Below are 25005 nucleotides of genomic sequence, written 5' to 3'. Positions count from 1 at the left end.
TCGGGTCCCGCGGCGGTGGCCCTACGGCAGCGTTAAGACCGCGTAAACGCTGCACGGAGTGCGGGTGCGGGAACCGCAGCGGAGGGCGGGCAAATTTTCTTCCGCTTTGCCGACATGTGCCCGGGGCGACACCACCTGCCCACGGAGTGGGCACCCGGGTGGGGGCTCGGGGTCGCTTCCGGGTCGGTCCGGATCAGCTGCTCGCGGCGGCCCGGCCGTCCGTACGCGAGGCCAGCAGCAGGGCGATGTCGTCCGGCCGGTCCGCGGAGCCCCCCGCCCCGCCGATCAGCCGGTCGGCCAGCTCGGTCAGCGGCGACGGCCCGGCCGCGGCCAGCACAGCCCGCAGCCGCTCCACGCCGACGTCGATGTCCGTGCCCGCCTCCTCCACCAGCCCGTCCGTGTACAGGGCGAGCACCGAGCCCGGCGCCAGCCGCAGGTCCGTCACCGGGTACGTGGCGCCGGCGTCGATGCCGAGCACCACCCCGCCCGGCAGGTCCAGCACCTCGGCCCGCCCGTCCGCGTGCCGCAGCAGCGGCTGCGGGTGCCCGGCCCGGGCGGCCCGCGCCCGGCCCGACACCGGGTCGAGCAGCACGTAGCAGCAGCTCGCGAACTGGCCCGGGTCGAGATCGATCAGCAGCCGGTTGGTGCCCGCCACCACCTGGTCCGGCGCACTGCCGGCCAGCGTGAAGGCCCGTACGGCGCTGCGCAGTTGACCCATCGTGGCGGCGGCCGCCACCCCGTGGCCCTGCACGTCCCCGATCACCAGCGCCAGCAGGCCCTCGCCCGTCTCGACGACGTCGTACCAGTCGCCGCCCACGTCCATGCCCTGCGTGCCCGGCAGGTACCGGCCCACCGTCTCCACGTTCTCGTGCACCGGGAGCCGGTGCGGCAACAGCGCCGACTGCAGTCCGCGGGCCAGCGCCGCCTCCGTGTCGTAGCGCTGCGCCCGCTCCAGGGCCTGCGCGATCAGCCCGGCCAGCGCGGTCAGCACCGTACGCTCCTCCGGGCTGAACCCGCGCGGCGCGTCGAAGCCGAGGATGCAGGAGCCCACCGGCCGGCCCGAGGCGATCAGCGGCAGGAACGCGCGGGCCCCGACATGGGCGTCCAGCGGGATCCCCGGATAGGCGGCGGCCAGGTGCTCCATCGACTCGAAGAACATCGGCCGGCCCGTGGTCAGCGTCTCCACGCCCGGCAGCCGCACATCCAGCGCCACCCCGTCGAACCGGTCCAGGAAGCCCTGCGGGAAGCCCGTCTCCCACGCCAGGTGCAGATGCCGCTCGTTGAGCAGGTAGATCGCCAGCTGGCGGCCGCCGAAGGCGGGCAGCAGTTCCTGCGTGACCACCGCCGACACCTGGCGGGCCGTGACCGCCTCCGTCAGCGCGATGGCGAGGGCCACCGGCCGGTACAGCGCCGAGGCCCGGTCGGCCGGCGAACCCAGCCCCAGCCCCGCGCCCGGGCGGACCACCGATCCGGGCGCGTAGACGGGCGGCTCGGCCGCGTCGATCGTCACGGTCACCCCGTCCACACCCGGGTACAGGTCCACCTCCACCCAGCCCGCGTCCGGCTGCCGGCCCAGCCGGGCCGGGAAGCGCACAGGCTCCCCGGACATGAACACCCCGCGGAAGTGGTCCTCGTACGTCGGCTGCCCGAGCCACGGCACCGCCTGCCACAGCACCCGCCCGCGCAGCTCCGGCGCGCCCAGCCCCAGCAGGTCGGCGGCGGCACGGTTGACGTAGCGGACCCTGCCCTCACGGTCCATGGAGAGCACGGCGAGGGTCAGCCGCTCCACGGCCTCGCGGGCGCCCTGCGCGGTGTCCGGCGGAGGCACGCCGACCGGATCGCCGGTCCAGAGCACCGGTTCGGCGGCCGCGCCCAACGCGGCGAGTCCCTCGGCCAGCCCGTCCGCGGCGGTACGCAGCCGCTCCCGGTCGGCCTCGTTGACCGAAATCCCCGGGGTGGCGGGGCGCAGGACGAACAGCACCCCGAACCGCTCGGCCCCGGCCATGACGGGCTCGTACAGCGAGCCGAAGGGGAACGGCAGCCCTGCCATCAGCTGCGGGAAGCGCCGCATGGCCACCTCCGCGTCGGGCAGGTGCACCGACTGTCCGGAGCGGTAGGCCTCGGCGACCGGGTACGGGCGGTTCACGTGCATCCGCCACCACGGACGGAACAGCCGCACCGGCAGCCCCGTGACCACGGCCAGCAGCAGCGGGCCCTCGGCTCCGGAGCGCAGGTATACCCCGCCCGCAAACCCGCCGACGGCATGCACCGCATCGACGCAGGCCCGCGCGAGCACCCGGACCGTGGCGTCGGTGGCGGGGCCGCTGTCCGGTCTCGCCGTCACACAGTCAGCATGCCCCCCGGACGCCGGACGCTGCATCCCGGCGCCGGTGGGCGGGGGCCGGGCGTCAGCGCCCGGTCTCCCCGCTTCAGCCCCCAGCCCCCTCCCGGCTTCCGCGCCCCGCACCGGCGCCGCCGCGGTAGCCGGCCACCACCGCGAGCGCTGCCAGCAGCAGCACCGAGGCGACCGTGCGCAGCGCGGCCCCCATCGCGTCCGTGAAGGCGCCGATCTGTGCCGGATCCTGCGGATCGCCGTGGAACCGGGAGGCCAGCACCGTGCCGACCACCGCCACCCCCAGCGCGGCGCCGATCTCCCGGGCCGCGGTGTTCAGCCCGGAGCCCAGCCCGGCCTGGTGCGCCGGCAGCTCGGCGACCACGGTCAGGGTCAGCGAGGGCGCGCACAGGCCGGTCCCGACCGACAGCACCAGCAGGTAGCAGGCGTACAGGGCGTACGGGGTGTCCGCGTCGGCCGTGGAGACCAGCAGCAGCCCGGCCCCGATCAGGCCCAGCCCGGCGCCGACCGGCAGCCGCGGCCCCGTCCGCTCCGCCAGCCGGGCGCCGAGCTTCGGCACGACGGCCATGCCGATGGTCAGCGGGACGATCGCCAGACCGGCGACAGCGGGCGAGAAGCCCTTCGCGTACTGGAGGTACTGGGCGTTGACGAAGAAGAGGGAGAAGAGCCCGAAGAACGCGGCGCCGATGCCGAGCGACCCGGCGCGCAGCTTGCGCGAGGCGAAGATCCGCGGGTCCAGCAACGGGTGCGCGGCGCGCAGCGCGTGGCCGGTGAAGGCCGCGAGCAGCCCGGCGCCGGCCCCGAAGGCGATCAGCACCGCCGCCGAGGTCCAGCCGTACGAGGGCCCCTCGATGATCCCGTAGACGACCGCGAGGAGCGCCCCGGCCAGCAGGAGCGCGCCCAGCGGGTCGACGGAGGCGTCGGACCGGGCCGGCGTGCGGGGGACCGTACGGGCCACGGCGAGCGCGAGCAGCGCGCCGAGCGGGACGGCCGCCCAGAACAGGGCCCGCCAGGTCAGGTACTCCCCGGCCAGGCCGCCACCGACGTTGCCCGCCAGGCCCCCGAGGCCGGCGGCCAGCGTCCAGGTCGCCAGCGCCTGGCCGCGGCGCTCGGGCGGGCTCAGGTGGATCAGTACGGACATGGTGGCGGGCATGATCAGGGCCGCACCGGCCCCGCACAGGCCGCGCCCGGCGATGAGCACCGCCGGGGCCGCGGCGGGCGCGCTGACCGCCGCGCCCGCGGCGAACAGCCCGAGCCCGGCCAGCAGGGCGCCCTTGCGGCCGTACCGGTCGCCGAGGGCGCCGGCCGGGATGAGCAGCGCGGCGAACACGATGACGTAGGCGTCGACCGCCCAGACCAGCTGGCCGGGGGTGGGGTGCAGGGAGGAAGCGGCGAGCTGCGGTATCAGCAGGTTGACGGCCGCGACCATGGCCTGCGCGACGAGCACGCAGGCGCACAGGACGAGCAATGCGGGCCGGGTGAGGGCGGCGGGCGCCGGGGCGGACGGACCTGTGCCGGGATCTGCTTCGCGATCTGCTTCGGGATCTGCGGCATCCCGCTTGAGGGCATGGCGGAGCACGGCTCCTCCTCGGAGTCGGTGACGGTGAAGTGGTGTGGCGTGGGGGAGGGGAACGCGGTCGGCGCCATCCCCTGTGCCTCACCGTAGAGTTGGCGTGACCTGCTTTCCAGTGCAAGTTCTGCAAGGGGTGAATGCGTGTGGCGCAATCCGGCCTGGACCTCAATCTCCTCGTCGCCCTGGACGTCCTCCTGGAGGAGTCGAGCGTGTCCCGCGCTGCCGCCCGCCTGCACCTCTCCGAGCCCGCCATGAGCCGCACCCTCGGCCGGATCCGCAAGGCCCTCGGCGACCCCGTGCTCGTGCGCGCCGGGCGGAGCATGGTCCCGACCCCGCACGCCCTCGCCGTCCACGGCGAGGTCCGGGCCGTCGTGGAACGGGCCCGGGCCCTGTTCCTGAGCGGTGGGCAGGTCGACCTGCCCACCCTCACCCGTACCTTCACCGTGCTGGCCCACGACGCCTTCGCCGCGACCTTCGGGGGCACGCTCTTCTCCCGGGTGGCCCGGGAGGCGCCGGGCGTACGGCTGCGCTTCCTGTCGGAGAGCCACGTGGACACCCCGGCGCTGCGCGAGGGCATCGCCGACCTCGAACTCGGCGTCGTGGACAGCCGGTCTCCCGAGGTGCGCGTCGAGCACCTCTTCGACGAGCACATGATGGGCGTGGCCCGGGCCGGCCACCCGCTGCTGAAGGGCCGGATGACCGCCCGCCGGTTCGCGGCCGCCGAGCACCTCATCGTCTCCCGGCGCGGACGGCTGGAGGGCCCCGTGGACGCGGCCCTCGCCCGACAGGGCCTGTCCCGGCGGGTGGTGGGCAGCGTCGGCTCCTACCCCGCGTCCCTGTTCCTGCTGCGCGAGAGCGACCTCGTCGGCCTGATCGCCACTCAGGCCGTGCCGCTCGCCACCGAGCTGGGGCTGGAGGCCTTCGAGGTGCCGCTCGATCTGCCGACGCTGCCCTTCGGCATCGCCTGGCACCCGCGCCACGACGCCGACCCGGCGCACGCCTGGCTGCGGGGCTGCGCACGCGAACTGCTCCCGGCGGTGGCCGGGCACCCCGTACGCCGTACGCACTGACCCGAACGCCTCCCCCGTCCGGGGGACGGGCCGCCGCACCGGTCCTGGCCGGCCGCGCTCCGGGGCACGATACGCACGCGTCCCACCCCGCCACGGAAGGCAGAGCATGCGGTTCCAGTACGACACCATCGGCGAGCGCTTCGTGGAGTCGAAGACCACGGCGGCCTTCGCGGCGGCCGACACCCACACCCTGCTCGGGGCGCTCGACGCGCTCGGCGGGGTGCGCGGGCTCGACACCCTCGACCTGGCCTGCGGATACGGCTACAACACGCGGCTGCTGGCGCGCGGCGGGGCCCGGCGGGCCGTCGGCGTGGACATCTCCGAGGAGATGATCCGGCTGGCCCGTGCGCACGGGGTGATCGGCGGGAACGGGGTGGGCGCGCTGGAGCTCGCCGTGGGTGCCGTACGGCCGGCGGGCGCGGCGGCTCCGGGAGCGGACGGGGACACCGAGGAGGGCCACGGCGCGGCGGAGCCCATCGAGGCGGCGTCCATCGAAGCCGGCTCCATCGAAGCCGGCTCCATCGAAGCCGGATCCATCGAAGCCGGATCCATTGAATACGTGGTCGCCGACGCGGCGAAGCTGCCGCAGATGGGCCCCTTCGACCTGGCCACCGCCGTGTACCTGTTCAACTACGCCGGCGACCGGTCCGCCCTGCACGCCATGTTCCGGTCCATCCGCGCCAACCTGCGCGACGGCGGCCGGCTGCTGGCCATCGTGCCGAACGCCGGCGCGTTCCCGAACGTCGACTGGTCGCCGTACGGGGTCCGGATCGTCGACCGCGTCCAGGAAGGCGACGCGCCGCTGCTGAAGGCGCAGTTCCTGACCCAGCCCCCGGCCGACTTCGAGTTCCGCGAATGGGCGCACGCCGACTTCGCCGAGGCCGCCGTCGAGGCGGGCTTCTCCACGGTCGGCTGGCAGCCGAACCGGACCCCGCCCGCCGACGGCGCGCGCGACGAGGCGTACTGGACCGCCTACCGGGCCTGGCCGATCAGCTCGCTGATGACCTGCACCGCATGACGGCCCCCACCACGGCCCATCCATCGGCCGGCCCGTCGGCCCGCCCGCCCGGGCTCACTCGTCGGCGGCGGACCTGATCAGCTCCACGATCCGGTCCCGGGCCGCCCGACCCTCCGGCACCGGCAGCAACGGGTACCCGTGCGGCAGCCCCTGCTCCTCGTGGAACTCCACCTCCACCCCGTCCGCACGGGCGCGGCCGAGCAGCTCCCGGCTGTCGGTCGTCAGCACGTCCCGGGTGCCGGTGAACACCGTCAGCGGTGCCAGCCCCGCGAAGGAGCCGTGCAGGGGGCTCACCCGCGGGTCGTCGGTGGCCAGGGTGCCCGCGTACAGCCGGCCCGCCTCCAGCAGCCCCGACCGGGCCTGGAACGGGTCGGCCGCCTCGATCGCCGGCTGGTCGGGGTGGCTCATGGTCAGGTCCAGCCAGGGCGAGATCAGTACGATCCGCGAGGGCTGGGCCCCCGTACGGTCGCGCAGGCGCTGGGCGGCGGCCAGTGCCAGCCCGGCTCCCGCGGCGTCCCCGATGAGCACCGTGCCGCCCGCTCCGCCGCTCGCGATCAGCCCGCTCAGCAGGTCCGCGGCCACCGGAACCGTCCGGTCGGCGGTCCCCCGCGGGGCAAGTATGTACGCCGGTACGACGACGCGGGCCCGCGCCTCCGTGACCAGGGTCCGGATCATCGACCAGTGCGGCCGGACCAGCTCGTTGATGTACCCGCCGCCGTGCACGTACAGCACCTGGGCCGCGGGCTCGATCCCGCGCGGCGAGGCGTCGTACACCGGCCAGGCGCCGACGAAGGTGCGGGAGACGTCCGCGACCCGGCCCAGCGAGCGCGGCGGCAAGTGGGACGCCGGCCGGCGGGCCGTCTCCGCCACGCGTGCGCGTACCGCCTCGGCACTCGCGAACCGTCTTCGCCGCCCCGCCGCGATCAGCGCGACCGACAGCGCCCTGCTGCGCAGACTCGGCACGCCCCTCACCTCCCCATTCCCTGCCCCGGCCGCGGGCCCCTGCCCAGGCCACAGCCCTTCACGTGAGGAGCATAGGCGTGAAGCTGGGCTGTCGACCCGCTTAAGAAATCCTCGATGGACTGATCACCTCCGCGCTCGGCAGATTGGTACCTGTCGATACGTCGCACCCGCACCAGTGGTTGCAACGCCCCCTCCGCATGCCTGGAGCCACCCCCATGAAGGCACTCGTCAAGCACAAGGCCGAGCCCGGGCTGTGGCTCATGGACGTCCCCGAGCCCGAGTACGGCCCCGGCGACGTGCTGATCAAGGTGCTGCGCACCGGCATCTGCGGCACGGACCTGCACATCCGCTCCTGGGACGGCTGGGCGCAGGGCGCCGTCAAGACCCCGCTCGTGCTCGGCCACGAGTTCGTGGGCGAAGTCGCCGCGCTCGGCGCTGACGTCCGGGACATCGAGATCGGCGCGCTGGTCAGCGGCGAGGGCCACCTGGTGTGCGGCAAGTGCCGCAACTGCCTGGCCGGGCGCCGCCACCTGTGCCGCAGCACGGTCGGCCTCGGCGTCGGGCGCGACGGCGCCTTCGCCGAGTACGTCGTCCTGCCCGCGCAGAACGTGTGGGTGCACCGGACGGCCGTGGACCTGGACGTGGCGGCGATCTTCGACCCGTTCGGCAACGCCGTGCACACGGCGCTGTCGTTCCCGCTGGTCGGCGAGGACGTACTGATCACGGGCGCGGGCCCGATCGGGATCATGGCGGCGGCCGTGGCCAAGCACGCCGGTGCGCGCAACGTCGTCATCACCGACGTCAGCCCCGAGCGCCTGGAGATCGCCCGCAAGGCCGGCGCCACGCTCGCGCTCGACGTCTCGAAGTCGACGATCGCCGACGCGCAGGCGCAGCTGGGCCTGCGCGAGGGCTTCGACATCGGCCTGGAGATGTCCGGCCGCGCCGAGGCCATGCGCGACATGATCGACAACATGACGCACGGCGGCCGGATCGCCATGCTGGGCCTGCCGGCGCAGGAGTTCCCGGTGGACTGGGCGAAGGTCGTCACCTCGATGATCACGATCAAGGGCATCTACGGCCGCGAGATGTTCGAGACCTGGTACGCGATGACGGTGCTGCTGGAGGGCGGGCTCGACCTCAGCCCGGTCATCACCGGCCGCTACTCGCACCGGGACTTCGAGGCCGCGTTCGACGAGGCGGCCACCGCCCGCAGCGGCAAGATCATCCTGGACTGGACGGCGTAACGGCCCTTCCGGCCCCTGGAGCGGAGGGCGCAACGGCCCTGCGTTCCTCCCCGCCTCCGTCCCACCGAACCATCTCCCTACGGCCGGGCCCCGCCCACCCTCCCCCCTCCGCGGGGCCCGGCCCCCTTCGTCCGCCGCACAAGGAGAAGCCGAAGCCCATGTTCGAGTCCGTACGCGAAGACCTCCGCACCACCCTCGACGAGATCCGCGCCGCGGGCCTGCACAAGCCCGAGCGCGTCATCGGCACCCCGCAGAACGCGGCCGTGGCGGTCACCGCCGGCGGCGCCCCCGGCGAGGTCCTCAACTTCTGCGCCAACAACTACCTGGGCCTGGCCGACCACCCCGAGGTGGTCGCCGCGGCGAAGGACGCGCTGGACCGCTGGGGCTACGGCATGGCCTCGGTCCGCTTCATCTGCGGTACGCAGGAGGTGCACAAGGAGCTGGAGGCGCGGCTGTCCTCGTTCCTCGGCCAGGAGGACACGATCCTCTACTCCTCCTGCTTCGACGCCAACGGCGGCGTCTTCGAGACCCTGCTCGGTGGCGAGGACGCGGTGATCTCCGACGCCCTCAACCACGCCTCGATCATCGACGGCATCCGCCTGTCCAAGGCCCGCCGCTTCCGGCACGCCAACCGCGACATGGCCGAACTCGAAGCCCGCCTGAAGGAAGCCACCGAGGGCGGCGCGCGCCGCAAGCTGATCGTCACCGACGGCGTCTTCTCCATGGACGGCTACGTCGCCCCGCTCGCCGAGATCTGCGACCTGGCCGAGCGCTACGACGCCATGGTCATGGTCGACGACTCGCACGCCGTCGGCTTCGTCGGCCCCGGCGGCCGCGGTACGCCCGAGCTGCACGGGGTCATGGACCGCGTCGACATCATCACCGGCACCCTCGGCAAGGCCCTCGGCGGCGCCTCCGGCGGCTACGTCGCGGCCCGCGCCGAGATCGTCGAGCTGCTGCGCCAGCGCTCGCGCCCGTACCTCTTCTCGAACTCCCTCGCCCCGGTCATCGCCGCCGCGTCCCTGAAGGTCCTGGACCTGCTGGAGTCGGCGGGCGACCTGCGCGAGCGGCTCGCCGCCAACACCGCGCTCTTCCGCACGAAGATGACCGAGGCCGGCTTCGAGATCCTCCCCGGCGACCACGCGATCGCCCCGGTGATGATCGGTGACGCGGCGGAGGCGGCCAAGATGGCGGAGCTGCTGCTGGAGCGCGGCGTGTACGTGATCGGCTTCTCCTACCCGGTGGTCCCGATGGGCGCGGCCCGCATCCGGGTCCAGCTCTCGGCGGCCCACTCGACGGCGGACGTGGAACGCGCGGTGGCGGCCTTCGCGGACGCCCGTGCGGCCCTGGCGGCCACGGAGGCCTGAGCGCGGGTCGGGCAGGGCGCTCCACCTGCGAGAATGGTGGGGTGATCGACCCCCGCCGGCTGCGCATCCTGCGGGCCGTGGCGGACCACCGTACGGTGACCGCCGCGGCCGCAGCCCTGTACCTCACCCCCTCCGCCGTCTCCCAGCAGCTCGCGGCGCTGGAACAGGAGACCGGGCACGCACTGCTGACCCGCAGCGGTCGCGGCGTACGGCTGACGGCGGCCGGCGAGATCCTGCTCGGGCACGCCCACGAGGTCCTCGCCCAGCTGGAGCGTGCCGAAGCCGAGCTCGCGGCCTACGCGGGAGGTGCGGCGGGCGAGGTGACGGTGGCCGCCTTCGCGACGGGCATCGCCGAGGTGCTCGCCCCGGCCATCGCCCGCCTGGCCCGCGAGCACCCGGGCATCCGGCTGCGCGTACGGGACGCGGAAGGCGATCAGAGCCTGCCCCTGCTGCTCGACGGCGCGGCCGACCTCGCGCTGGCCGTCGAGTACCGCGGCGCCCCGGGCGCCGACGACGGCCGCCTGTCGGTCCTCCCGCTGTACGCGGAGCCCTTCGACGCGGTGCTCCCCTCGGGGCACGCCCTGGCCGACCTCCCGGAGGTCCCGCTGGCGGAGCTCTCCGGCGCGGACTGGGTGGGGCAGTACCCCGGGAACCCGTGCCACGACGTGACCCTGCTCGCCTGCGAACTGGCCGGGTTCCAGCCCCGGTTCGTGCACTCCTCGGACGATTTCCGCGCCGTGACGGCCCTGGTGGGCGCCGGGGCCGGGGTGGCTCTGGTCCCGCGCTCGGCGCTGCGCGGCATGGACCTCAAGGAGGTCCAGGTCCGCCCGGTATCGGGCGCGACGCCCACCCGGAGGGTCTTCGCCGCGACCCGCCGGGGCGCGGAATCCCACCCCCTGATCGCCCCGATCCTGGCAGCCCTGTCGGAGGAGGCGGGAAGGCTCCCGACGCACTGAGCGGCGCGGCGCGGCGGGGCGGGACGGGACGGGGCGTGGCGCGTCGGGTCGACCCGGCGTCGACTACACCCTCCGGACCTCCACCCCCGCCGCCTCGAACCGTGCCGCCACGTCGTCCGGGAGGGCCGTGTCCGTCACCAGGACGTCCACCGACCGTGTCGGGCAGATGCGGGCGAAGGCGCGGACCCCGAGTTTGCTGGAGTCCGCCGCGATCACCACCCGGCGGGCCCGTTCGCACAGGAGGCGGTTCATCGCCGCCTCGTCCTCGTGGCGGGTCGCCGCACCGTCCGCCGGGTCGAACGCGTCCACGCCGACCACCGCCGTGTCCATCGTCAGCTGGCCCAGGACCTGCTGGGCCAGCGGGCCCGTCAGCTCGTACGACTGGGGGCGGGCGACCCCGCCCGTCAGGACGATCTTGAACTGAGGTCTGATGACGAGCTCGCCCGCGATGTTGAGCGCGTTGGTCACCACCGTCAGCGCCGGCGAGCCCGCCGCGAGGTCCGGGCGGCCGGCCAGGGCGCGGGCCACCTCCGTGGTCGTGGTCCCGCCCGTCAGGCCGATCACCTCGCCCGGGGTGATCAGCTCCGCCACCGCCGCGCTGATCCGGTGCTTCTCCGCCGCGCGGCGCGAGGTGCGGTAACGCAGCGGGAGCTCGTACGAGACGCCGTGCACCACCGCCCCGCCGCGCGTGCGGACCAGCAGCTGCTGCTCGGCCAGCTGGTCGAGGTCACGGCGGATGGTCGCGGCGGACACGCCGAGGGCCTCCGCCGTCGGCTCGACCTCCAGCTCGCCCCGCTCCACCAGCAGGTCCAGCAGCGTCTGCCAGCGCTCCTTGCGGGTCATGGACCCCACGATGATCGACCCCCTCGGGTGTACTCCAACGGCCTACGCGTCGACATTAACTCAGGAGATCAACCCCTCAGGGTGCTTGAAGTTGCGTGAAATGGGCCGCTACCTTGCAGGAAACTGCACCCACCACGCCAGGGAGCCGCCATGAGCCACGTCGCGTACGAGTTGGGCACGCAGCCCGAGTGCTGGGAGCGGGCCGCCGAACTGGCCCCGGCCCACCGGGCGTTGCTGCCGCAGCCGGGGGAGCGTACCGCGATCGTCGGGTGCGGGACCTCGTACTACATGGCCCAGGCGGCCGCCGCCCTGCGCGAGGAGGTGGGGCAGGGGGAGACCGACGCCTTCCCCGCCTCGGAGTTCCCCCTGCACCGCCGCTACGACCGGGTCGTCGCGCTCACCCGGTCCGGCACCACCACCGAGGTGCTCGACCTGCTGGCCGGGCTGCGGGACACCGGAGTGCGTACCACCGCCGTCATCGGGGACCCGGCGACCCCGGTGATGACCCTCGCCGACGAGCTCGTCGTCCTCGACTTCGCCGACGAGCAGTCCGTCGTGCAGACCCGCTTCGCGACCACCGCCCTGACCCTGCTGCGCGCCCACTTCGGCCAGCACACCCCCGCCGCCGTCGCCGACGCCCGGACCGCGCTCGCCGAACCACTGCCCGAACAGGCGGCGACCCGCGGGCAGTTCACCTTCCTCGGCCGCGGCTGGAGCGTGGGCCTCGCGCACGAGGCCGCGCTGAAGATGCGCGAGGCCTCCCTCTCCTGGTCCGAGTCGTATCCGGCGATGGAGTACCGGCACGGCCCGATCAGCGTGACCGGGCCCGGCACCCTCACCTGGTCGCTCGGCGAGGCCCCCGAGGGGCTCGCCGATCAGGTGCGGGCCACCGGCGGTCAGTGGGTGGCCGGCCGGCTCGACCCGCTCGCCGAGCTGGTACGGGTCCACCGGCTGGCGCTCGCCGTGGCCGCCCACCAGGACCTCGATCCGGACCGGCCGCGGAACCTGACCCGCTCGGTGATCCTCACCGCCGGTGAGGAGGCGGTCCGATGAGCCTCGTCTCCGCCGGGACGCTCGTCCTCGACGCGGCTGCCGCCGGCCGCGCCGTCGCCGCGTTCAACATCATCACGCTGGAGCACGCCGAGGCCGTCGTCGCCGGGGCGGAGCGGGCGGGTCTGCCCGTCATCCTCCAGCTCAGCGAGAACGCCGTGAAGTTCCGCGGCGGTCAGCTGCTGCCGATCTCGCGCGCCGCCGCCGCGTGCGCGGAGGCCGCCGGGGTCCCGGTCGGCCTGCACCTGGACCACGTCAAGAGCCCCGACCTGCTCCGGCAGGCCGCGGACGCCGGGTTCAGCTCGGTGATGTACGACGCCGCGCAGCTCCCGTACGCGGAGAACCTGGAGGCCACCCGCTCCGCGGCCGACTGGGCGCACGCCAACGGTCTGTGGATCGAGGCCGAGCTGGGCGAGGTGGGCGGGAAGGACGGCGCGGCGCCGCTGGACCCGCACGCGCCGGGCGCCCGTACGGATCCGGACGAGGCCCGGCGGTTCGTGGCCGACTCGGGTGTCGACGCGCTGGCCGTGGCGATCGGCAGCAGCCACGCGATGACCAGCCGCACCGCCGAGCTGGACCACGCGCTGCTGGCGCGCCTGGCCAAGACCGTGGACGTGCCGCTGGTGCTGCACGGCTCCTCGGGGCTGCCGGACGCGGAACTCGCGGCAGCGGTGGCGGGCGGCATCCGCAAGGTCAACATCGGCACCGCGCTGAACGTGGCCATGACGGAGGCGATCCGCACCCACCTGACCCCGGCGGACCCCCGGCCGTACCTGACGGCGGCCCGTACGGCGATGGCCGCGACGGCCGCGGCGATGATCACGGCGCTGAACTGACGACGGGGCGGGACGGGCGGCGCGGCGCGGGGGTCGGTCAGCGGGGGACGAGCCGGGCCTCGTGGCACGTGAGGGCGTGCCAGCGGGCCCGGTCCGGTGTCGCGCCCGTCGCCAGGGTGCGACGGGCCTCGATCGCGGTGACGTGGCGGTCGGTGGACAGGCACAGGAGGACGAACAGACCGGTGTGCGAGGGCTCGACGGTCTCCTCGTAGTACCACTCGGCCGTGACGGTCCGCCGGCCGGCCAGGAAGGGCCGCTGGAGGAAGTCCTGCACGTCGAGCGGGAAGTGCCCGAGCACCCCCTGCGCCTCCGGCGGGTCCAGTACCAGCCGTTCCACCGGCGCGCCGGGACGGCCCGGCGCCGCGGCCGGGCCGCCGCCCGCCGGCGGCGTACGCACGTCGAAGGAACGGGTCCGCAGCGAGCCGGGCTCCACCCGGACCCGCTCACCCCGGTGCTCCTGCGCCCTGCCGTCCCGGTACACCGGCTGGACCCGGCACAGACCCCGGTCTCCCAGCACCAGCGCGAACGGCGTGCCGTCGGAGTAGGTCTGGGCCCACCACACCAGGGACCGGCCGGCCTTTTCGAGCGCCTTGGCCCGTACGTCGTCCGGCAGCAGCTCCCACGAGCGCAGGCGGTCGGGAGCCTCGGGATCGACGGGCAGCGCTCCCGGCTCGTGGATCTGGGTCACGCCCCCGGAGTCCTCGGCCCGGCCGGCGGGCAGCCGGTCCTGACGCCCCGGCATCCGGTCCTGACCTCCCGGCAGATCCCGGTGCTCCGGCAGCCGGTCCCGCCCGGCGAATTCCCGCTCCCAGGCCTGCTCGTCCACGTGTCCCCCCGGATCCTCGAACTCCCGCGCCCCGCACGCCCATTGTCGGTCACGGACCGGCGCCCGGACGGCCGATCGGCGGAAACGGGGGCCCGCGAGTCCTTCCCCCTTCTTGGAACACGTTCTACTCTGTGCGCCGCCACCACAGCGACCGGCTGGACCGCGAGACACCCGGAGGGGCCGTGCACCTCGAATACACGCCTGAGCAGCAGCAGTTGCGCACCGAGCTGCGCGCCTACTTCGCCGAGCTGGTGCCGGAGGACGTCTACGCCCGCTACGAGGACCCCGCCGCCCAGAAGCGCTTCTACCGGGAGACGATCCGCAAGCTCGGCGCCGACGGCTGGCTCGGGGTCGGCTGGCCCAAGGAGTACGGCGGCCGCGGGATGTCGCCCATGGACCAGTTCATCTTCTTCGACGAGGCCGCGCAGGCCGTCGTACCGCTCCCGCTGATGGCGCTCAACACCGTCGGCCCCACGATCATGCAGTTCGGCACCGACGAGCAGAAGTCGTACTTCCTCCCGCGCATCCTCTCCGGCGAGATCGACTTCGCCATCGGCTACAGCGAGCCGGACGCCGGTACGGACCTCGCCGCCCTCAAGTGCAAGGCGGTCCGCGAGGGCGACGAGGAGACCGGCACGTACGTGGTCAACGGGCAGAAGATCTGGACCACCAACGGGGACACCGCCGACTGGGTCTGGCTCGCCGTCCGCACCGACCCGGAAGCCCCCGCGCACAAGGGCATCACCATGCTCCTCGTACCGACCGCCGACCCCGGCTACTCCTGCACCCTGATCAACACCCTCGCCTCGCACGACACCACCGCCAGCTACTACGAGAACATCCGGGTACCCGCGAGCCGCCGCGTCGGCCAGGAGAACAAGGGCTGGCGCCTGATCACCAACCAGCTCAACCACGAGCGCGTCACCCTCGCCGCCCACGGCACGATGGCCATCCGCGCCCTGCACGACGTCCAGCGCTGGGCCGCGGAGACCAAGCTCGCCGACGGCCGCCGCGTCATCGACCTCTCCTGGGTCCGCGGCCGCCTCGCCCGCACCCACGTCCGCCTCGACGCGATGAAGCTGCTCAACTGGCAGATGGTCAACGCGGTCCAGGACGGCACCCTGACCCCGCAGGACGCCTCCGCCGTCAAGGTGTACGGCTCCGAGGCCCGCAGGGACGCGTACGCCTGGCTGATGGAGGTCGTCGGCGCGGCCGGCTCCCTCAAGGACGGCTCCGCGGGCGCGGTCCTGCACGGCGAACTCGAACGCGGCTACCGCAGCGCGGTCATCTTCACCTTCGGCGGCGGCAACAACGAGATCCAGCGCGAGATCATCTCCTGGATCGGCCTGGGCATGCCCCGAGTCCGCCGCTGAACGCCGTGACGGGGAACCGTAGTCGGCGCAAGAGAAGGACAGTTGGCATCAAGGCCGGGAATCGATCCCGCTCCGGTCTGTCGCCGACACGGCCGGGGGCAGCGGTTCAAGGGCCGCGTGCCAGGCGGGCGGAAGGGTCGCGACGCCCGTGCGAGCGGCGATGACCCCGCCCGCGATGGCGCACGTGGTGTCGATGTCGCCGCGCCCGGCGACAGTCGACCACAGGCCCTCGTGCAGGTCGTCGAGGTGTCCCGCCGCGCACCAGAGCGCGTAGGGGACGGTGTCGGGTCCGGACATCCGGTAGCCGGAGCCCAGTACCTCCGCGGCGTGCCGGACCGAAGTGTGCTCCGGCATCCGGGCCGCGATCCGCACCCCGGACCGGACGTCGCCGACGGGGAGCCGTTCGGCGACGGCCCGGAGGAAGTCCGGCCGCGCCGGGGCGGCCCCGCCCCGGCTGCGGGTGGCCAGCGCCGCGGCCAAGGCGACCGCCACCGCCGCGGTGACGGCCTCCGGGTGGTGGTGTGAGACCGCGCCCTGCCTGGCGGCCTGCTCGGCGACGGTGTCGAGGTCCGCGGCGTGCCAGGCGCCGAGCGGGGCGACGCGCATGGCTGCTCCGTTGCCCCAGGAGCCCAGGCCGTCGAACTGACCGGTGACCACCTCCGGCCAGGGCTCGCCCGCGCCGATCCGGCGGAGCACGTCGTGCATCGAGGCCCCGTAGCCGCGGTGCGTGTCGTCGGCGTAGGCCTCGGCGAGGCGAAGGGCGAAGCGGTCCTGGTCGACGGTGCCGCCGCCCTCGGCGAGTTCCCGGACGAGAACGAGGGCTTGGGCGGTGTCGTCGCTCCACCGCCACAGCGGCTCCGGGGGCAGGATCCGCGCTTCCAGGGCCGCTGGGCCCTCGCGGCGCAGGATGCCGAACCAGCGGTCACCGAAGGCGTCACCGAAGGCGAGCCCGGACAACGAGTCCAGCGCAGCGGTAGGTGGGTTGATCATCGGAGCAGTATCACAGGACGGGGGCGCCCCGGTGAAGGACGTTTTTCCCGGGGCACCCGCGCATTCCGTGCGGTGGGTGTGGTGGGTGTGGTGGGTGTGGTTACGGGGCGGGCTGCTGCTGGGTGACGCAGTGGATGCCGCCGCCGCCCGCGCCGAGGCTGTCGATGTTGAGCTGCTCGACCGTGCGGCCCGGGAAGAGGCGCTGGAGGGCGGACTTGGCTCCGGCGTCGGCGCGGGTGTCGCCGAACTGGGGGGCGATGACCGCCCCGTTGCACACGTAGTAGTTGGCGTACGCGCCCACGAAGTTCGGGTCGGTGGACCGGATGAGGTTGTAGTCCGGGCCCTGGAGCTTGGTGACCGAGATGGGGTTGCCCTGGGTGCCGGTGGAGGTGGAGAGGATCTGGTACTGCTGGCGCGCGTCGTTCGACCAGGGGTCGGTGTCGCTCGACAGCGGCATCTGGACCAGCCCCTGGCCGGGGGCGAGGAAGCGGGAGGTCGCGTCGACGTGGTCGTCGGTGATGTCCCGGCCGAGGACGCCCTTGAACCAGATCACCTTGGAGGCGCCGAAGGCGCCGCACATCGCCGCCTCGATCTGTGACTGCGTCAGGCCGGGGTTGCGGTCCGGGTTGATGATGCTGCTGCGGGTGGCCATGAGGGTGCCGGCGCCGTCCGTCTCCACCGCGCCGCCTTCGCCCACGAAGGCGGCGGTGGTGAACGGGACCCCGACGTAGGCCGCGATCCGCGCGGCGACCAGGGAGTCCTTGGCGTGGGTCTGCTGGTTGCCCCAGCCGTTGAAGTTCAGGCCGACCGTGTCGAGTCCGCCCGCGCCGTTCGTACGGAACACCGGTCCGCTGTCGCGCATCCAGCAGTCGTCGACGGGGATCGAGCCGATCACCGTGACGGCCGGTCCGCTGGCGCTCATCGCCTTCGACACGCTCGCCGAATTGGCGCACATGACGACCGGCTCGTACTTGGCGACGGTCTTCGCGATGAGCACGATGTTGGCCTGGACGCCCGCCAGCTTCCGCCCCCAGATGGCCGAGCTGTCCGGCCATGCCATCCAGGTACGGGTGTGCCGGACGGTGTCGAGCGGGACCGCGAACCCGCCGGCGGCCGTCGTTCTCCCCGAGGGGCGGGTGGCCGCGAAAGCCTCGCCGCCCGCGGCGGCCAGTGCGGCGCCGGCGGCCGCGAGACCTGCCGCCGTGAGGAAGCCTCGCCTGTCCAGGCTCCGCCGCGGCGTTCTGCCGGCCGGGTCCTGGGGTGCAGCGTGATCGTTCATCACTGTTCTCCGATCAGCCAGGGGTGGATCGCTCCACCGATTGGCCCGGAACGTATTACTGACCGAGCGCTCGGTCAATAATTCGTGCAGCTTCAACTTGCCTATACGGAAAGGGAGTTGGAGGGGCGTGATCGTTCCACCGGTGCGGTGGACGCGGGGTCGTTAGAGTGACGCCGTGGCAGCAGAACTGGCAGCACAGGGCGAGGGCGGGCGGCGGTCGTCCGCCAAGGGCGAGCAGACCCGCGCGCGGCTGATCGCCGCCGCCCGTACCCTGCTGGCCGGCGAGGGATTCGCCCGGTTCAGCACCCGCAACGTCGCCGCGCTCTGCGGGATCTCGCACGGGATGTGCCACTACCACTTCCAGGACCGCACCGACCTGATCGTGGCCGTGGTGGCGGACATCGGGCCCGAGTGGATCGGCCCGATGGAAGCCGCGGTCGACCGCCCCGGCTCCTTCGCCGAGCGCGCCGAGCGCGTGATCGGACTGCTCACGCAGCCCGAGGGCCCGGACCTCTCACGCCTGCACTCCGCCCTCCACTGGTTCGCGTTGAACGACGACCGGGTCCGGGCCGCGGTGGACGGGGAGTACCGCCGCTGGCGCGAGTGCTTCGTCCGGCTGTTCCAGGTGCTGGCGGACGAGCACGCCGGAGCCTTCGACCCCGTTCCGCCGGGAACGGCGCTGGCCGCCGCAGCCGACGGGCTCGCCGCCCTCCAGTCCCTGGACCCCCGCGTCGACCCCGAGGCGACCGTACGCGTCCTCGTCGAGGGCCTCACCGCGGCAGCCGTACGCCGCCCCTGATCCGCGCCGCCCGCCCCCCTCTCAGAGCGCGCGCCGCGCCGCCGCGATGCCCTGCGGATCCCAGCCCGGCCGGGGGACGGACTCCAACAGCAGCCGGGTGTAAGGATGCTCCGGCGCGGCGAGGACCTGAGCGGTCGGGCCCGCCTCGACGATCCGGCCGTGCCGCATGACGACGACATCGTCGGTGACACAGCGCACGACGCCGAGGTCGTGGGTGATGAACAGGTAGCCGATGCCAGTCTGTTCACGGATGTCGGCGAGCAGGTTCAGGATCTGCGCCTGCACGGACACGTCCAGCGCGGCCACCGCCTCGTCGAGCACCAGGACGGCGGGCTCCACCGCCAGCGCCCGGGCGATCGCGACGCGCTGGCGCTGCCCGCCCGAAAGCTGCCGCGGCAGGGCGTCCGCCTCCCGTGCCCCCAGACCCACCTGGTCGAGCAACTCGGTGATGCGCCGGCCGTGATCGGCTTCGGGGAAGTGCAGCCGCAGGGTTTCGCGGAGCGCCCCGCCCACGGTCGTGCGCGGGTCCAGGGAGAGGAACGGATCCTGGAAGACCATCTGCACCTCCCGGGCCCGCGCGAGGCGTTGCGCCTTGCCGCGTACGCGATCGCCCCGGTCCCGGCCGTGGACGCGGACCTGACCGGCGTCCGCCCGTTCGAGACCGACGACGATACGGGCGGTGGTCGTCTTCCCCGAGCCCGATTCGCCGACGATGCCGAGCGAGCCGCCCTCGGCCAGCCGGAACGAGACGTCGTCCACCGCCCGGACGGGCCCGTACGCCCGGTGCAGGCCGACGGCCTCCAGCACGGTCTTCCTCATCGGTGGCTCTCCTTTCGGGCGGGGGACCGGTCCTGCCCGGCCGACGCGCCGCGGACCCGGTCACTGTGGTGGCACGAGGCGAGATGACCAGCCGCCCCCGCGGAGCCCGCCACGCCTGCCACACCCGCCACGCCCTCCGCGAGCGGCAGCAGCGCGGGCGCCTCCCGGCCGCACAGGTCGGTCGCGTACGCGCACCGCGCCGCGAACGGGCACCCCACCACCTCCTCGCGCAGGCTCGGAAGCCGGCCCTCGATCGCGGCGAGCCGGCCCCGCGGCGCGTCCAGCCGCGGGGTGGAATCGAGGAGCGCGGCCGTGTACGGGTGGCGCGGCCGCGCGAACAGCTCCTCGGCGGGGCCCGTCTCCACGATCCGGCCCGCGTACATCACGTACACCCGGTCGCTGATGGCCGCGGCGAGCCCGAGGTCGTGGGTCACGAACAGCAGCCCGGTGCCGAAGCTCTCGCGCAGCTCGCCGAGGAGCGCGACCACCTCCGCCTGCGTCGTGACGTCGAGGGCGGTGGTGGGTTCGTCGGCGAGGATCAGCGCCGGGTCGCCCATCAGCGCCGCCGCGATCATGACCCGTTGGAGCATGCCGCCGGAGAGCTGCCCCGGGTACTTCCGCAGCGCGGCCGCCGAGAGACCGACGGCCTCCAGCATCTGTACCGCCCGCGCCCGGGCCGCGTCCTTCTTCATCCGGGCGTTCAGCCGCAGGCTCTCGGTGAGGAAGTCGCCGACGCGGCGCATCGGGTTGATGGCGGCCCGGGGGTCCTGGAAGATCATGGCCGCCGTGCTCGTCCGCAGGAGCCGCAGCTGCCCGGCGGTCATCGTCAGTACGTCGTCGCCGACGACCCGTACGGCCCCCTCCGCCGCCGCACCCGCCGGCAGCAGGCCGAGCACGCTGCGCGAGGTGAGGGTCTTGCCGGAGCCGGATTCGCCGACCAGGGCCACGGTCTCCCGGGCGGCGACGGTGAGGTCGACGCCGTCGAGGACGGGCCTGGCACTGTCCGGCAGCAACAGCCGCAGCGCCTGGATGTCGAGGGTGTTCAACGGTCCCTCCTGGCGACCTTGTCGGCCTGGCGTTCGCCGACGACGTTGAAGGCGACCACGGTCAGGACGATGGCCGCGCACGGCACGATCGCCGAGAGCGGGTAGCCGGACTGGATGGCGGTCTTGCCGTCGAAGACCACGCGGCCCCAGTCGGGCGTCAGGGCGGGTACGCCCAGGCCGAGGAAGGAGAGGCCGGCCAGGTCGATCAGGGCGTAGCCGAAGTTGATCGTGGACTGGGCGAGGACGACCGGGGCGACCCCGGGGACGACGTGCCGCAGGCAGATCTGCAGTCCGGAGTGGCCCTGCACCCGGTAGGCCTCCACGTACGGGCGCATCCGCTCGGCGAGGACGAGGGAGCGGGTGAGCCGGCTGACGTACGGGAGGTACGCGATCGCCAGCGCGATGACCGGCGCCGGCAACCCCTCCCCGTAGACCGACACGATCAGGATGGCCAGCAGCATGCCGGGAAAGGCGAAGACGAGCTCGGTGCTGCGGGACAGGACGGAGTCCAGCCAACCGCCCCGCCAGGCCGCGGCCGTCCCGATGGCGACCCCGGCCAGGGTGGAGAAGACCACCACCCCGAGCGGGCCGAGCAGGGAGGTACGGGCGCCCAGGACCAGCCGGGACAGCGTGTCGCGCCCGGAGGCGTCGACCCCGAGGAGGTGCTCCGCGGACGGCCCGGCCAGGGCGTTGCCCAGGTCGACGGCGTTCGGATCGTACGGGGCGATCCAGGGGGCGAGCAGGGCCGTGAGCACGACCAGGGCGACGAAGCCCAGGCAGAGCGCGGACAGGGGTGCGCGGGAGCTCCGGATCCGGACGAGGCCGGGCCGGCGCAGCAGGGCGGTGGCGCTCATGCGGCCTGCTTCCGGGGGCCGAGGGCGACCCGGGGGTCGACCAGCGGATGGAGCAGGTCGACGAAGAGGTTCACGGTCATGAACAGGGCGACCATGATGAGGGAGATGGCCTGCACCGTGGGGAAGTCCTTGGTGGTGGTGGACAGTTCGAGGAGCTGGCCGATGCCGCCCACGCTGAACGCGGACTCCACCAGGACGGTGGTGACCAGCAGGGTGGAGACGATCAGCCCGCCCGTGGTGAGGACGGTGCCCAGGGCGTTGCGGAACACGTGCCGCCGGACCACCAGGTGTTCGGCGACCCCGCGGCTGCGGGCGACGGTGACGTGCTCCTGGCCGAGGACTTCGAGCATCGCGGCCCGGGTGACGCGGGCGAGCATCCCGATCAGGTAGAGGGCCAGCGCGACCGCGGGCAGCGTCAGGTGCCATAGCATCTGGCCGAGGCCCTCGCCCGTGCCCCCGGTGGGGAACCAGTGCAGTTTCACCGCGAACAGGCCCTGGAGCAGGACCGCGGCCACGAACGACGGGGTGCCGATCGCGAAGGTGGTCGTGACGAGGATCGTCGAATCGGCGGCGCCGCCGCGGACCGCGCCGATCCAGCCCAGCAGCAGGCCGGCGGCGAGGACCAGTACGAGCGCCATGGAGATCAGCAGCAGGGTGCTGGGCAGCCGGTCCGCCAGCAGCCGGGACACGTCGGTGCGGTACGTGATCGAGCGCCCGAAGTCGCCCTGCACCACCTGGCCGAGCCAGCGCACGTACTGCACCGCGAACGGATCGTCCAGGTGGTATTGAGCGTTGATCGCCCGCAGGGCCTCCGGGGAGGCCGACCGCCCGGCGAGCAGGAAGCTCGCCGGATTGCCGGGCGCCAGGTACATCGCGCCGAAGATGACGAACGAGGCGCCGAACAGGGTGGCTGCCATCTCGGCCAGCCGGCGTACGGCGAATCTCAGGAAACTCATCGCGCGGCCGCCCCGACATCGGCGGCCCACGGGTAGTACAGGTACGAGATGGTGGTCGGCGCGCCGGTGATCCGCTTGTTCAGGAAGAGGGCCGTCGGCCACTCGGCCACGGGGATCCACAGGACCTCGTCGGCCGCCTTCTTCTGCAGCTGGGCGGCCGTCGCCATCCGCCGGGCCGGGTCGTACTCGGCCCGGGCCTTGGTGACGAGGTCGTCGTACGCCGGATCGCTGTAGCCGGCGTAGTTCTGGAACGTCCCGGTCTGGAAGTTGCCGAGCAGGTCCATCGGGTCGGTGATGGAGTCGTAGTACGTCTCCGGGAACATGTCCAGGCCCTCGCGCGCCTGGGGGTCGGTGAACAGGGCGGTGAAGGCGTTCGGGGCGATGGTCTTCAGCCGGACGTCGAGCCCGATCCTGCTCCCGGCGGCCTGGACCGCGGTGGCCAGCAGCGATACGTCCTGGCCGATCGCGCTGGTGGCGATGGTCACGGTCTTGCCGGTGGCGCCCGCCTCCTTGATCAGCGCCTTGGCCTGCTCGATGTTCTGCTCGGGTGACGGCAGTCCGTCGAAGGCGGCCTTGCGGACGTCCTCGGGGGCCGCGGCCCAGACGGCCTTGGTGGTGAGGGAGTTGGTGGCGGTGCCTGCGCCGCCCAGGCCCGCCTTGACGAACCCCCGGCGGTCCAGCGCCATGGACAGGGCCCGGCGGACCCGTACGTCGCCGAGCGCGCCCTTCATGCTGGTGACGTTGACGTTGACGGTGCTGAGTCCCTCGCCGAAGCAGAGCGTGCCCACCCCGCTCCTGCTCAGCCGGTCGTAGCTCTCCGTGGGGATCAGGTACCCGCCGTCGGCCTCGCCGTTGAGCATCGCGTTGGTACGGGCGGACGGGTCGGTGAGGAAGGTGAAGACCGCCTTCGCCGATTTCGCCCTGGCGCCCCAGTAGCCGTCGAAGCGCTGGAGCTCGATGGACTGGCCCTTGTTCCAGGTGCCCAGCTTGAAAGGGCCTGTACAGTCCAGGCTGCCCGAGGTGCCGTAGTCCTTGCCCGCCTTCTCGACACCGGCCTTCGAGGCCACGACACCGGCGGCGGTCGCCATGTACTGGGGGAACTGCGCATCCGGCTGCTTCAGCTTGACCGTGACCTGGAGCGGGCCCGTCTTGGTGATCGACTCGACGTTGGCGAAGTTGCTGTTCCAGGCCGATCCGCCCTCCGGGTCGAGCTGCCGGCCGAGGCTGAAGACCACGTCGTCCGCGGTCATCACCCCGCCGTCGTGGAACTTCACGCCCGGGCGCAGATCGTAGACCCAGGTGTTCGGGTCCGGGTTGGCGGCCTTCTCGGCCAGGCCCGGAGCCACGGTGAGCTGCGGGGTCCACCGCATCAGGCTCTCGCAGAGGTTGGAGACGATGGTGTTCTGCGGGTAGTCGAAGGCGGCGATGTAGTCGAGCGTGGGCGGTTCGGCGTACAGGGCCCAGGTGAAGGAGTCCAGCTCGCCGGCGGCGGCCGGGGTGCCCGCGGAGAGCTTGAACGCGGCGCTCCCGGGGGCCGGTCCGTCCTTGGGCGGGCCGGAGCAGGCGGCGACCAGGGAGACGGCGGCGAGGGCGGTGAGGGCGGCCGCGGTGCGGGCGGCGGTGCGGGTCCCGGACCGGGGAAGGGATCTCGGCATCGGTGCTCTCTCTTCCTTGCTCGGCGCTCAGCGGGAGGTGGCGACGGGCACCGGGGACGGCACCTGCTGGGTGATGCAGTGGACGCCGCCGCCCCCGTACGCGATCACGCGGGAGCGGACGCCGACGACCTTGCGGCCGGGCAGCGCGGCCGCGATGACGGCGAGCGCCCCCTCGTCCTCGGGGACGCCCGCGACCGGGACGACGACCCCGCCGTTGGCGATGTAGAAGTTCAGGTAGCCGACCTCGGTCTCACGGCCGGCCACCTCGACGAAGGCGCTCTGCGGCAGGTCGACGATCTCCAGTCGGCGCCCGGCGGCGTCGGTGGCCTCCTCCAGGACGGCGCGGTTCACGCGCATCCGCTCGTGGTCGGGGTGCTCCGGGTCGCTCGGCAGCTGTACGACCACCTTGCCGGGGGCGACGAACGCGCAGACCCCGTCCACGTGCCCGTCCGTCTCGGTGTCCAGCAGACCGCCGTACGGCAGCCAGATCACCTTGGTGACGCCGAGGCGGGCAATCAGCTCGGCCTCGATCTCCTCCTTGCTCATCCCCGGGTTGCGGTTGGGGTGCAGCAGGCACTGCTCGGTGGTGATGAGCGTGCCCTCGCCGTCGACGGTGATCGCGCCGCCTTCGAGGATCATCGGGGAGGCGATGCGCTCCACGCCGAAGTGCTCCAGCAGGGCGGCCGCCATCTTGTCGTCGGTGTCGTACGGGTGGTGCTTGCCGCCCCAGGCGTTGAAGCGGAAGTCCACCCCCGCACGCCGCCCGTCGGGCCCGAGCACGAAGATCGGTCCCGAGTCCCGGAACCAGGAGTCGTCCAGCGGCAGTTCCACGACGGTGACGCCCTCACCGCACCGCTCACGGGCCTCGGCGCCGGAGCCGGGAAGCGCCACCATGGTCACCGGCTCGAACTGCGCGATGGCGCCGGCGACCTGCGCGTACTCCGTCTTCACCTCGTCGAAGACCTCACCCCACAGCTCCTGACGCGTGGGCCAGGCCATGAGGCAGCCCTCGTGCTCGGTCCACTCGGCCGGCATCCGGAAATCCGTCATGGTCGCTCCTGTGTGTGAAGGGAGGGGAGGGGCGTGTGCCCCGCATCCTCCTCCGTACTGAAAATTCAGTCAATGCTTCTGGTCA

At 73.3% G+C, this 25005-nt stretch carries 22 protein-coding genes; 9 read left to right on the top strand and 13 right to left on the bottom strand.

What is annotated here, in order from left to right:
• Positions 1 to 193: 193 nt before the first annotated feature.
• Both OG509_RS05775 and OG509_RS05770 read right to left on the bottom strand, forming a co-directional pair.
• Complete coding sequence (locus OG509_RS05775; protein ID WP_406180669.1) at positions 194 to 2380, bottom strand: SpoIIE family protein phosphatase; 2187 nt, start codon at positions 2378 to 2380, stop codon at positions 194 to 196.
• Between the two features lie 49 nt (positions 2381 to 2429).
• The gene (locus OG509_RS05770; protein ID WP_406180667.1) at positions 2430 to 3932 is read right to left on the bottom strand and encodes an MFS transporter; all 1503 of its coding nucleotides are present in this window, start codon (positions 3930 to 3932) and stop codon (positions 2430 to 2432) included.
• 131 nt (positions 3933 to 4063) lie between these two features.
• On the opposite strand from OG509_RS05770, the gene OG509_RS05765 reads away from it, so the two are divergent.
• Together OG509_RS05765 and OG509_RS05760 are read left to right on the top strand one after the other, a co-directional pair.
• On the top strand, positions 4064 to 4996 hold the full coding sequence (locus OG509_RS05765; RefSeq protein WP_406180665.1) for a LysR family transcriptional regulator: 933 nt from the start codon (positions 4064 to 4066) through the stop codon (positions 4994 to 4996).
• A gap of 106 nt (positions 4997 to 5102) precedes the next feature.
• Complete coding sequence (locus OG509_RS05760; RefSeq protein ID WP_406180663.1) at positions 5103 to 6014, top strand: class I SAM-dependent methyltransferase; 912 nt, start codon at positions 5103 to 5105, stop codon at positions 6012 to 6014.
• A 54-nt stretch (positions 6015 to 6068) separates the two neighbouring features.
• Here the strand turns inward: OG509_RS05760 and OG509_RS05755 are convergent, their stop codons facing one another.
• Positions 6069 to 6977, bottom strand: coding sequence for an alpha/beta hydrolase fold domain-containing protein (locus tag OG509_RS05755; protein WP_406180662.1), 909 nt, complete (start codon positions 6975 to 6977; stop codon positions 6069 to 6071).
• 215 nt (positions 6978 to 7192) lie between these two features.
• Here OG509_RS05755 and tdh point away from each other — a divergent pair, with 215 nt between their 5' ends.
• From tdh to OG509_RS05740, 3 genes are all read left to right on the top strand, one after another.
• Complete coding sequence (gene tdh, locus OG509_RS05750) at positions 7193 to 8221, top strand: L-threonine 3-dehydrogenase (RefSeq protein WP_387289971.1); 1029 nt, start codon at positions 7193 to 7195, stop codon at positions 8219 to 8221.
• Between the two features lie 158 nt (positions 8222 to 8379).
• Positions 8380 to 9588, top strand: a complete 1209-nt coding sequence (locus tag OG509_RS05745) for a glycine C-acetyltransferase (RefSeq protein ID WP_406180659.1) — start codon at positions 8380 to 8382, stop codon at positions 9586 to 9588.
• A 41-nt stretch (positions 9589 to 9629) separates the two neighbouring features.
• Positions 9630 to 10544 (top strand): LysR substrate-binding domain-containing protein, encoded by a 915-nt coding sequence (locus OG509_RS05740; RefSeq protein ID WP_385577171.1) that lies wholly within the window; start codon positions 9630 to 9632, stop codon positions 10542 to 10544.
• Positions 10545 to 10607: 63 nt separating this feature from the next.
• Here the strand turns inward: OG509_RS05740 and OG509_RS05735 are convergent, their stop codons facing one another.
• Positions 10608 to 11387 carry a DeoR/GlpR family DNA-binding transcription regulator gene (locus tag OG509_RS05735; protein ID WP_406180657.1) on the bottom strand — a complete coding sequence of 260 codons (780 nt, stop codon included), beginning with the start codon at positions 11385 to 11387 and terminating at the stop codon, positions 10608 to 10610.
• A gap of 150 nt (positions 11388 to 11537) precedes the next feature.
• Between OG509_RS05735 and OG509_RS05730 the strand changes: the two genes are divergently transcribed.
• Positions 11538 to 12440 carry an SIS domain-containing protein gene (locus tag OG509_RS05730; protein ID WP_406180655.1) on the top strand — a complete coding sequence of 301 codons (903 nt, stop codon included), beginning with the start codon at positions 11538 to 11540 and terminating at the stop codon, positions 12438 to 12440.
• A complete protein-coding gene (locus OG509_RS05725; RefSeq protein WP_406180653.1) occupies positions 12437 to 13273 on the top strand; it encodes a ketose-bisphosphate aldolase in 837 nt (278 codons plus the stop codon). The genes OG509_RS05730 and OG509_RS05725 overlap by 4 nt, the downstream gene beginning before the upstream one ends.
• A 37-nt stretch (positions 13274 to 13310) precedes the next feature.
• Here the strand turns inward: OG509_RS05725 and OG509_RS05720 are convergent, their stop codons facing one another.
• Positions 13311 to 14099: a hypothetical protein gene (locus OG509_RS05720; RefSeq protein ID WP_406180652.1), complete on the bottom strand. Its 789-nt coding sequence runs from the start codon at positions 14097 to 14099 to the stop codon at positions 13311 to 13313.
• Positions 14100 to 14281: 182 nt separating this feature from the next.
• Here OG509_RS05720 and OG509_RS05715 point away from each other — a divergent pair, with 182 nt between their 5' ends.
• Positions 14282 to 15472: an acyl-CoA dehydrogenase family protein gene (locus OG509_RS05715; protein ID WP_406187478.1), complete on the top strand. Its 1191-nt coding sequence runs from the start codon at positions 14282 to 14284 to the stop codon at positions 15470 to 15472.
• Positions 15473 to 15520: 48 nt separating this feature from the next.
• Here the strand turns inward: OG509_RS05715 and OG509_RS05710 are convergent, their stop codons facing one another.
• Both OG509_RS05710 and OG509_RS05705 read right to left on the bottom strand, forming a co-directional pair.
• Positions 15521 to 16462 carry an ADP-ribosylglycohydrolase family protein gene (locus tag OG509_RS05710; protein WP_406180650.1) on the bottom strand — a complete coding sequence of 314 codons (942 nt, stop codon included), beginning with the start codon at positions 16460 to 16462 and terminating at the stop codon, positions 15521 to 15523.
• 100 nt (positions 16463 to 16562) lie between these two features.
• Entirely contained in the window at positions 16563 to 17741 is a 1179-nt protein-coding gene (locus OG509_RS05705) for an agmatine/peptidylarginine deiminase (protein ID WP_406180648.1), read from the bottom strand.
• Positions 17742 to 17916: 175 nt separating this feature from the next.
• On the opposite strand from OG509_RS05705, the gene OG509_RS05700 reads away from it, so the two are divergent.
• Complete coding sequence (locus OG509_RS05700) at positions 17917 to 18540, top strand: TetR/AcrR family transcriptional regulator (RefSeq protein WP_406180646.1); 624 nt, start codon at positions 17917 to 17919, stop codon at positions 18538 to 18540.
• Between the two features lie 21 nt (positions 18541 to 18561).
• On the opposite strand, the gene OG509_RS05695 is transcribed toward OG509_RS05700, so the two are convergent.
• Genes OG509_RS05695 through OG509_RS05670 form a run of 6 tightly spaced genes read right to left on the bottom strand, consistent with a single transcriptional unit; the run spans position 18562 to position 24920 of the window.
• Entirely contained in the window at positions 18562 to 19359 is a 798-nt protein-coding gene (locus OG509_RS05695; protein ID WP_406180644.1) for an ABC transporter ATP-binding protein, read from the bottom strand.
• Positions 19356 to 20405 carry an ABC transporter ATP-binding protein gene (locus OG509_RS05690; protein WP_406180642.1) on the bottom strand — a complete coding sequence of 350 codons (1050 nt, stop codon included), beginning with the start codon at positions 20403 to 20405 and terminating at the stop codon, positions 19356 to 19358. Before OG509_RS05690 ends, OG509_RS05695 begins: the two co-directional genes overlap by 4 nt.
• Positions 20402 to 21259, bottom strand: a complete 858-nt coding sequence (locus OG509_RS05685) for an ABC transporter permease (protein ID WP_406180640.1) — start codon at positions 21257 to 21259, stop codon at positions 20402 to 20404. The genes OG509_RS05690 and OG509_RS05685 overlap by 4 nt, the downstream gene beginning before the upstream one ends.
• Positions 21256 to 22215 carry an ABC transporter permease gene (locus tag OG509_RS05680; protein WP_406180638.1) on the bottom strand — a complete coding sequence of 320 codons (960 nt, stop codon included), beginning with the start codon at positions 22213 to 22215 and terminating at the stop codon, positions 21256 to 21258. Before OG509_RS05680 ends, OG509_RS05685 begins: the two co-directional genes overlap by 4 nt.
• A complete protein-coding gene (locus OG509_RS05675) occupies positions 22212 to 23870 on the bottom strand; it encodes an ABC transporter substrate-binding protein (protein ID WP_406180636.1) in 1659 nt (552 codons plus the stop codon). Before OG509_RS05675 ends, OG509_RS05680 begins: the two co-directional genes overlap by 4 nt.
• Before the next feature lie 27 nt (positions 23871 to 23897).
• On the bottom strand, positions 23898 to 24920 hold the full coding sequence (locus tag OG509_RS05670; protein ID WP_406180634.1) for an agmatine/peptidylarginine deiminase: 1023 nt from the start codon (positions 24918 to 24920) through the stop codon (positions 23898 to 23900).
• Positions 24921 to 25005: the final 85 nt, after the last annotated feature.

This window comes from Streptomyces sp. NBC_01006, assembly GCF_045162725.1.
Lineage (GTDB): Bacteria > Actinomycetota > Actinomycetes > Streptomycetales > Streptomycetaceae > Streptomyces.
This window is presented reverse-complemented; position numbering and strand designations above follow the sequence as displayed.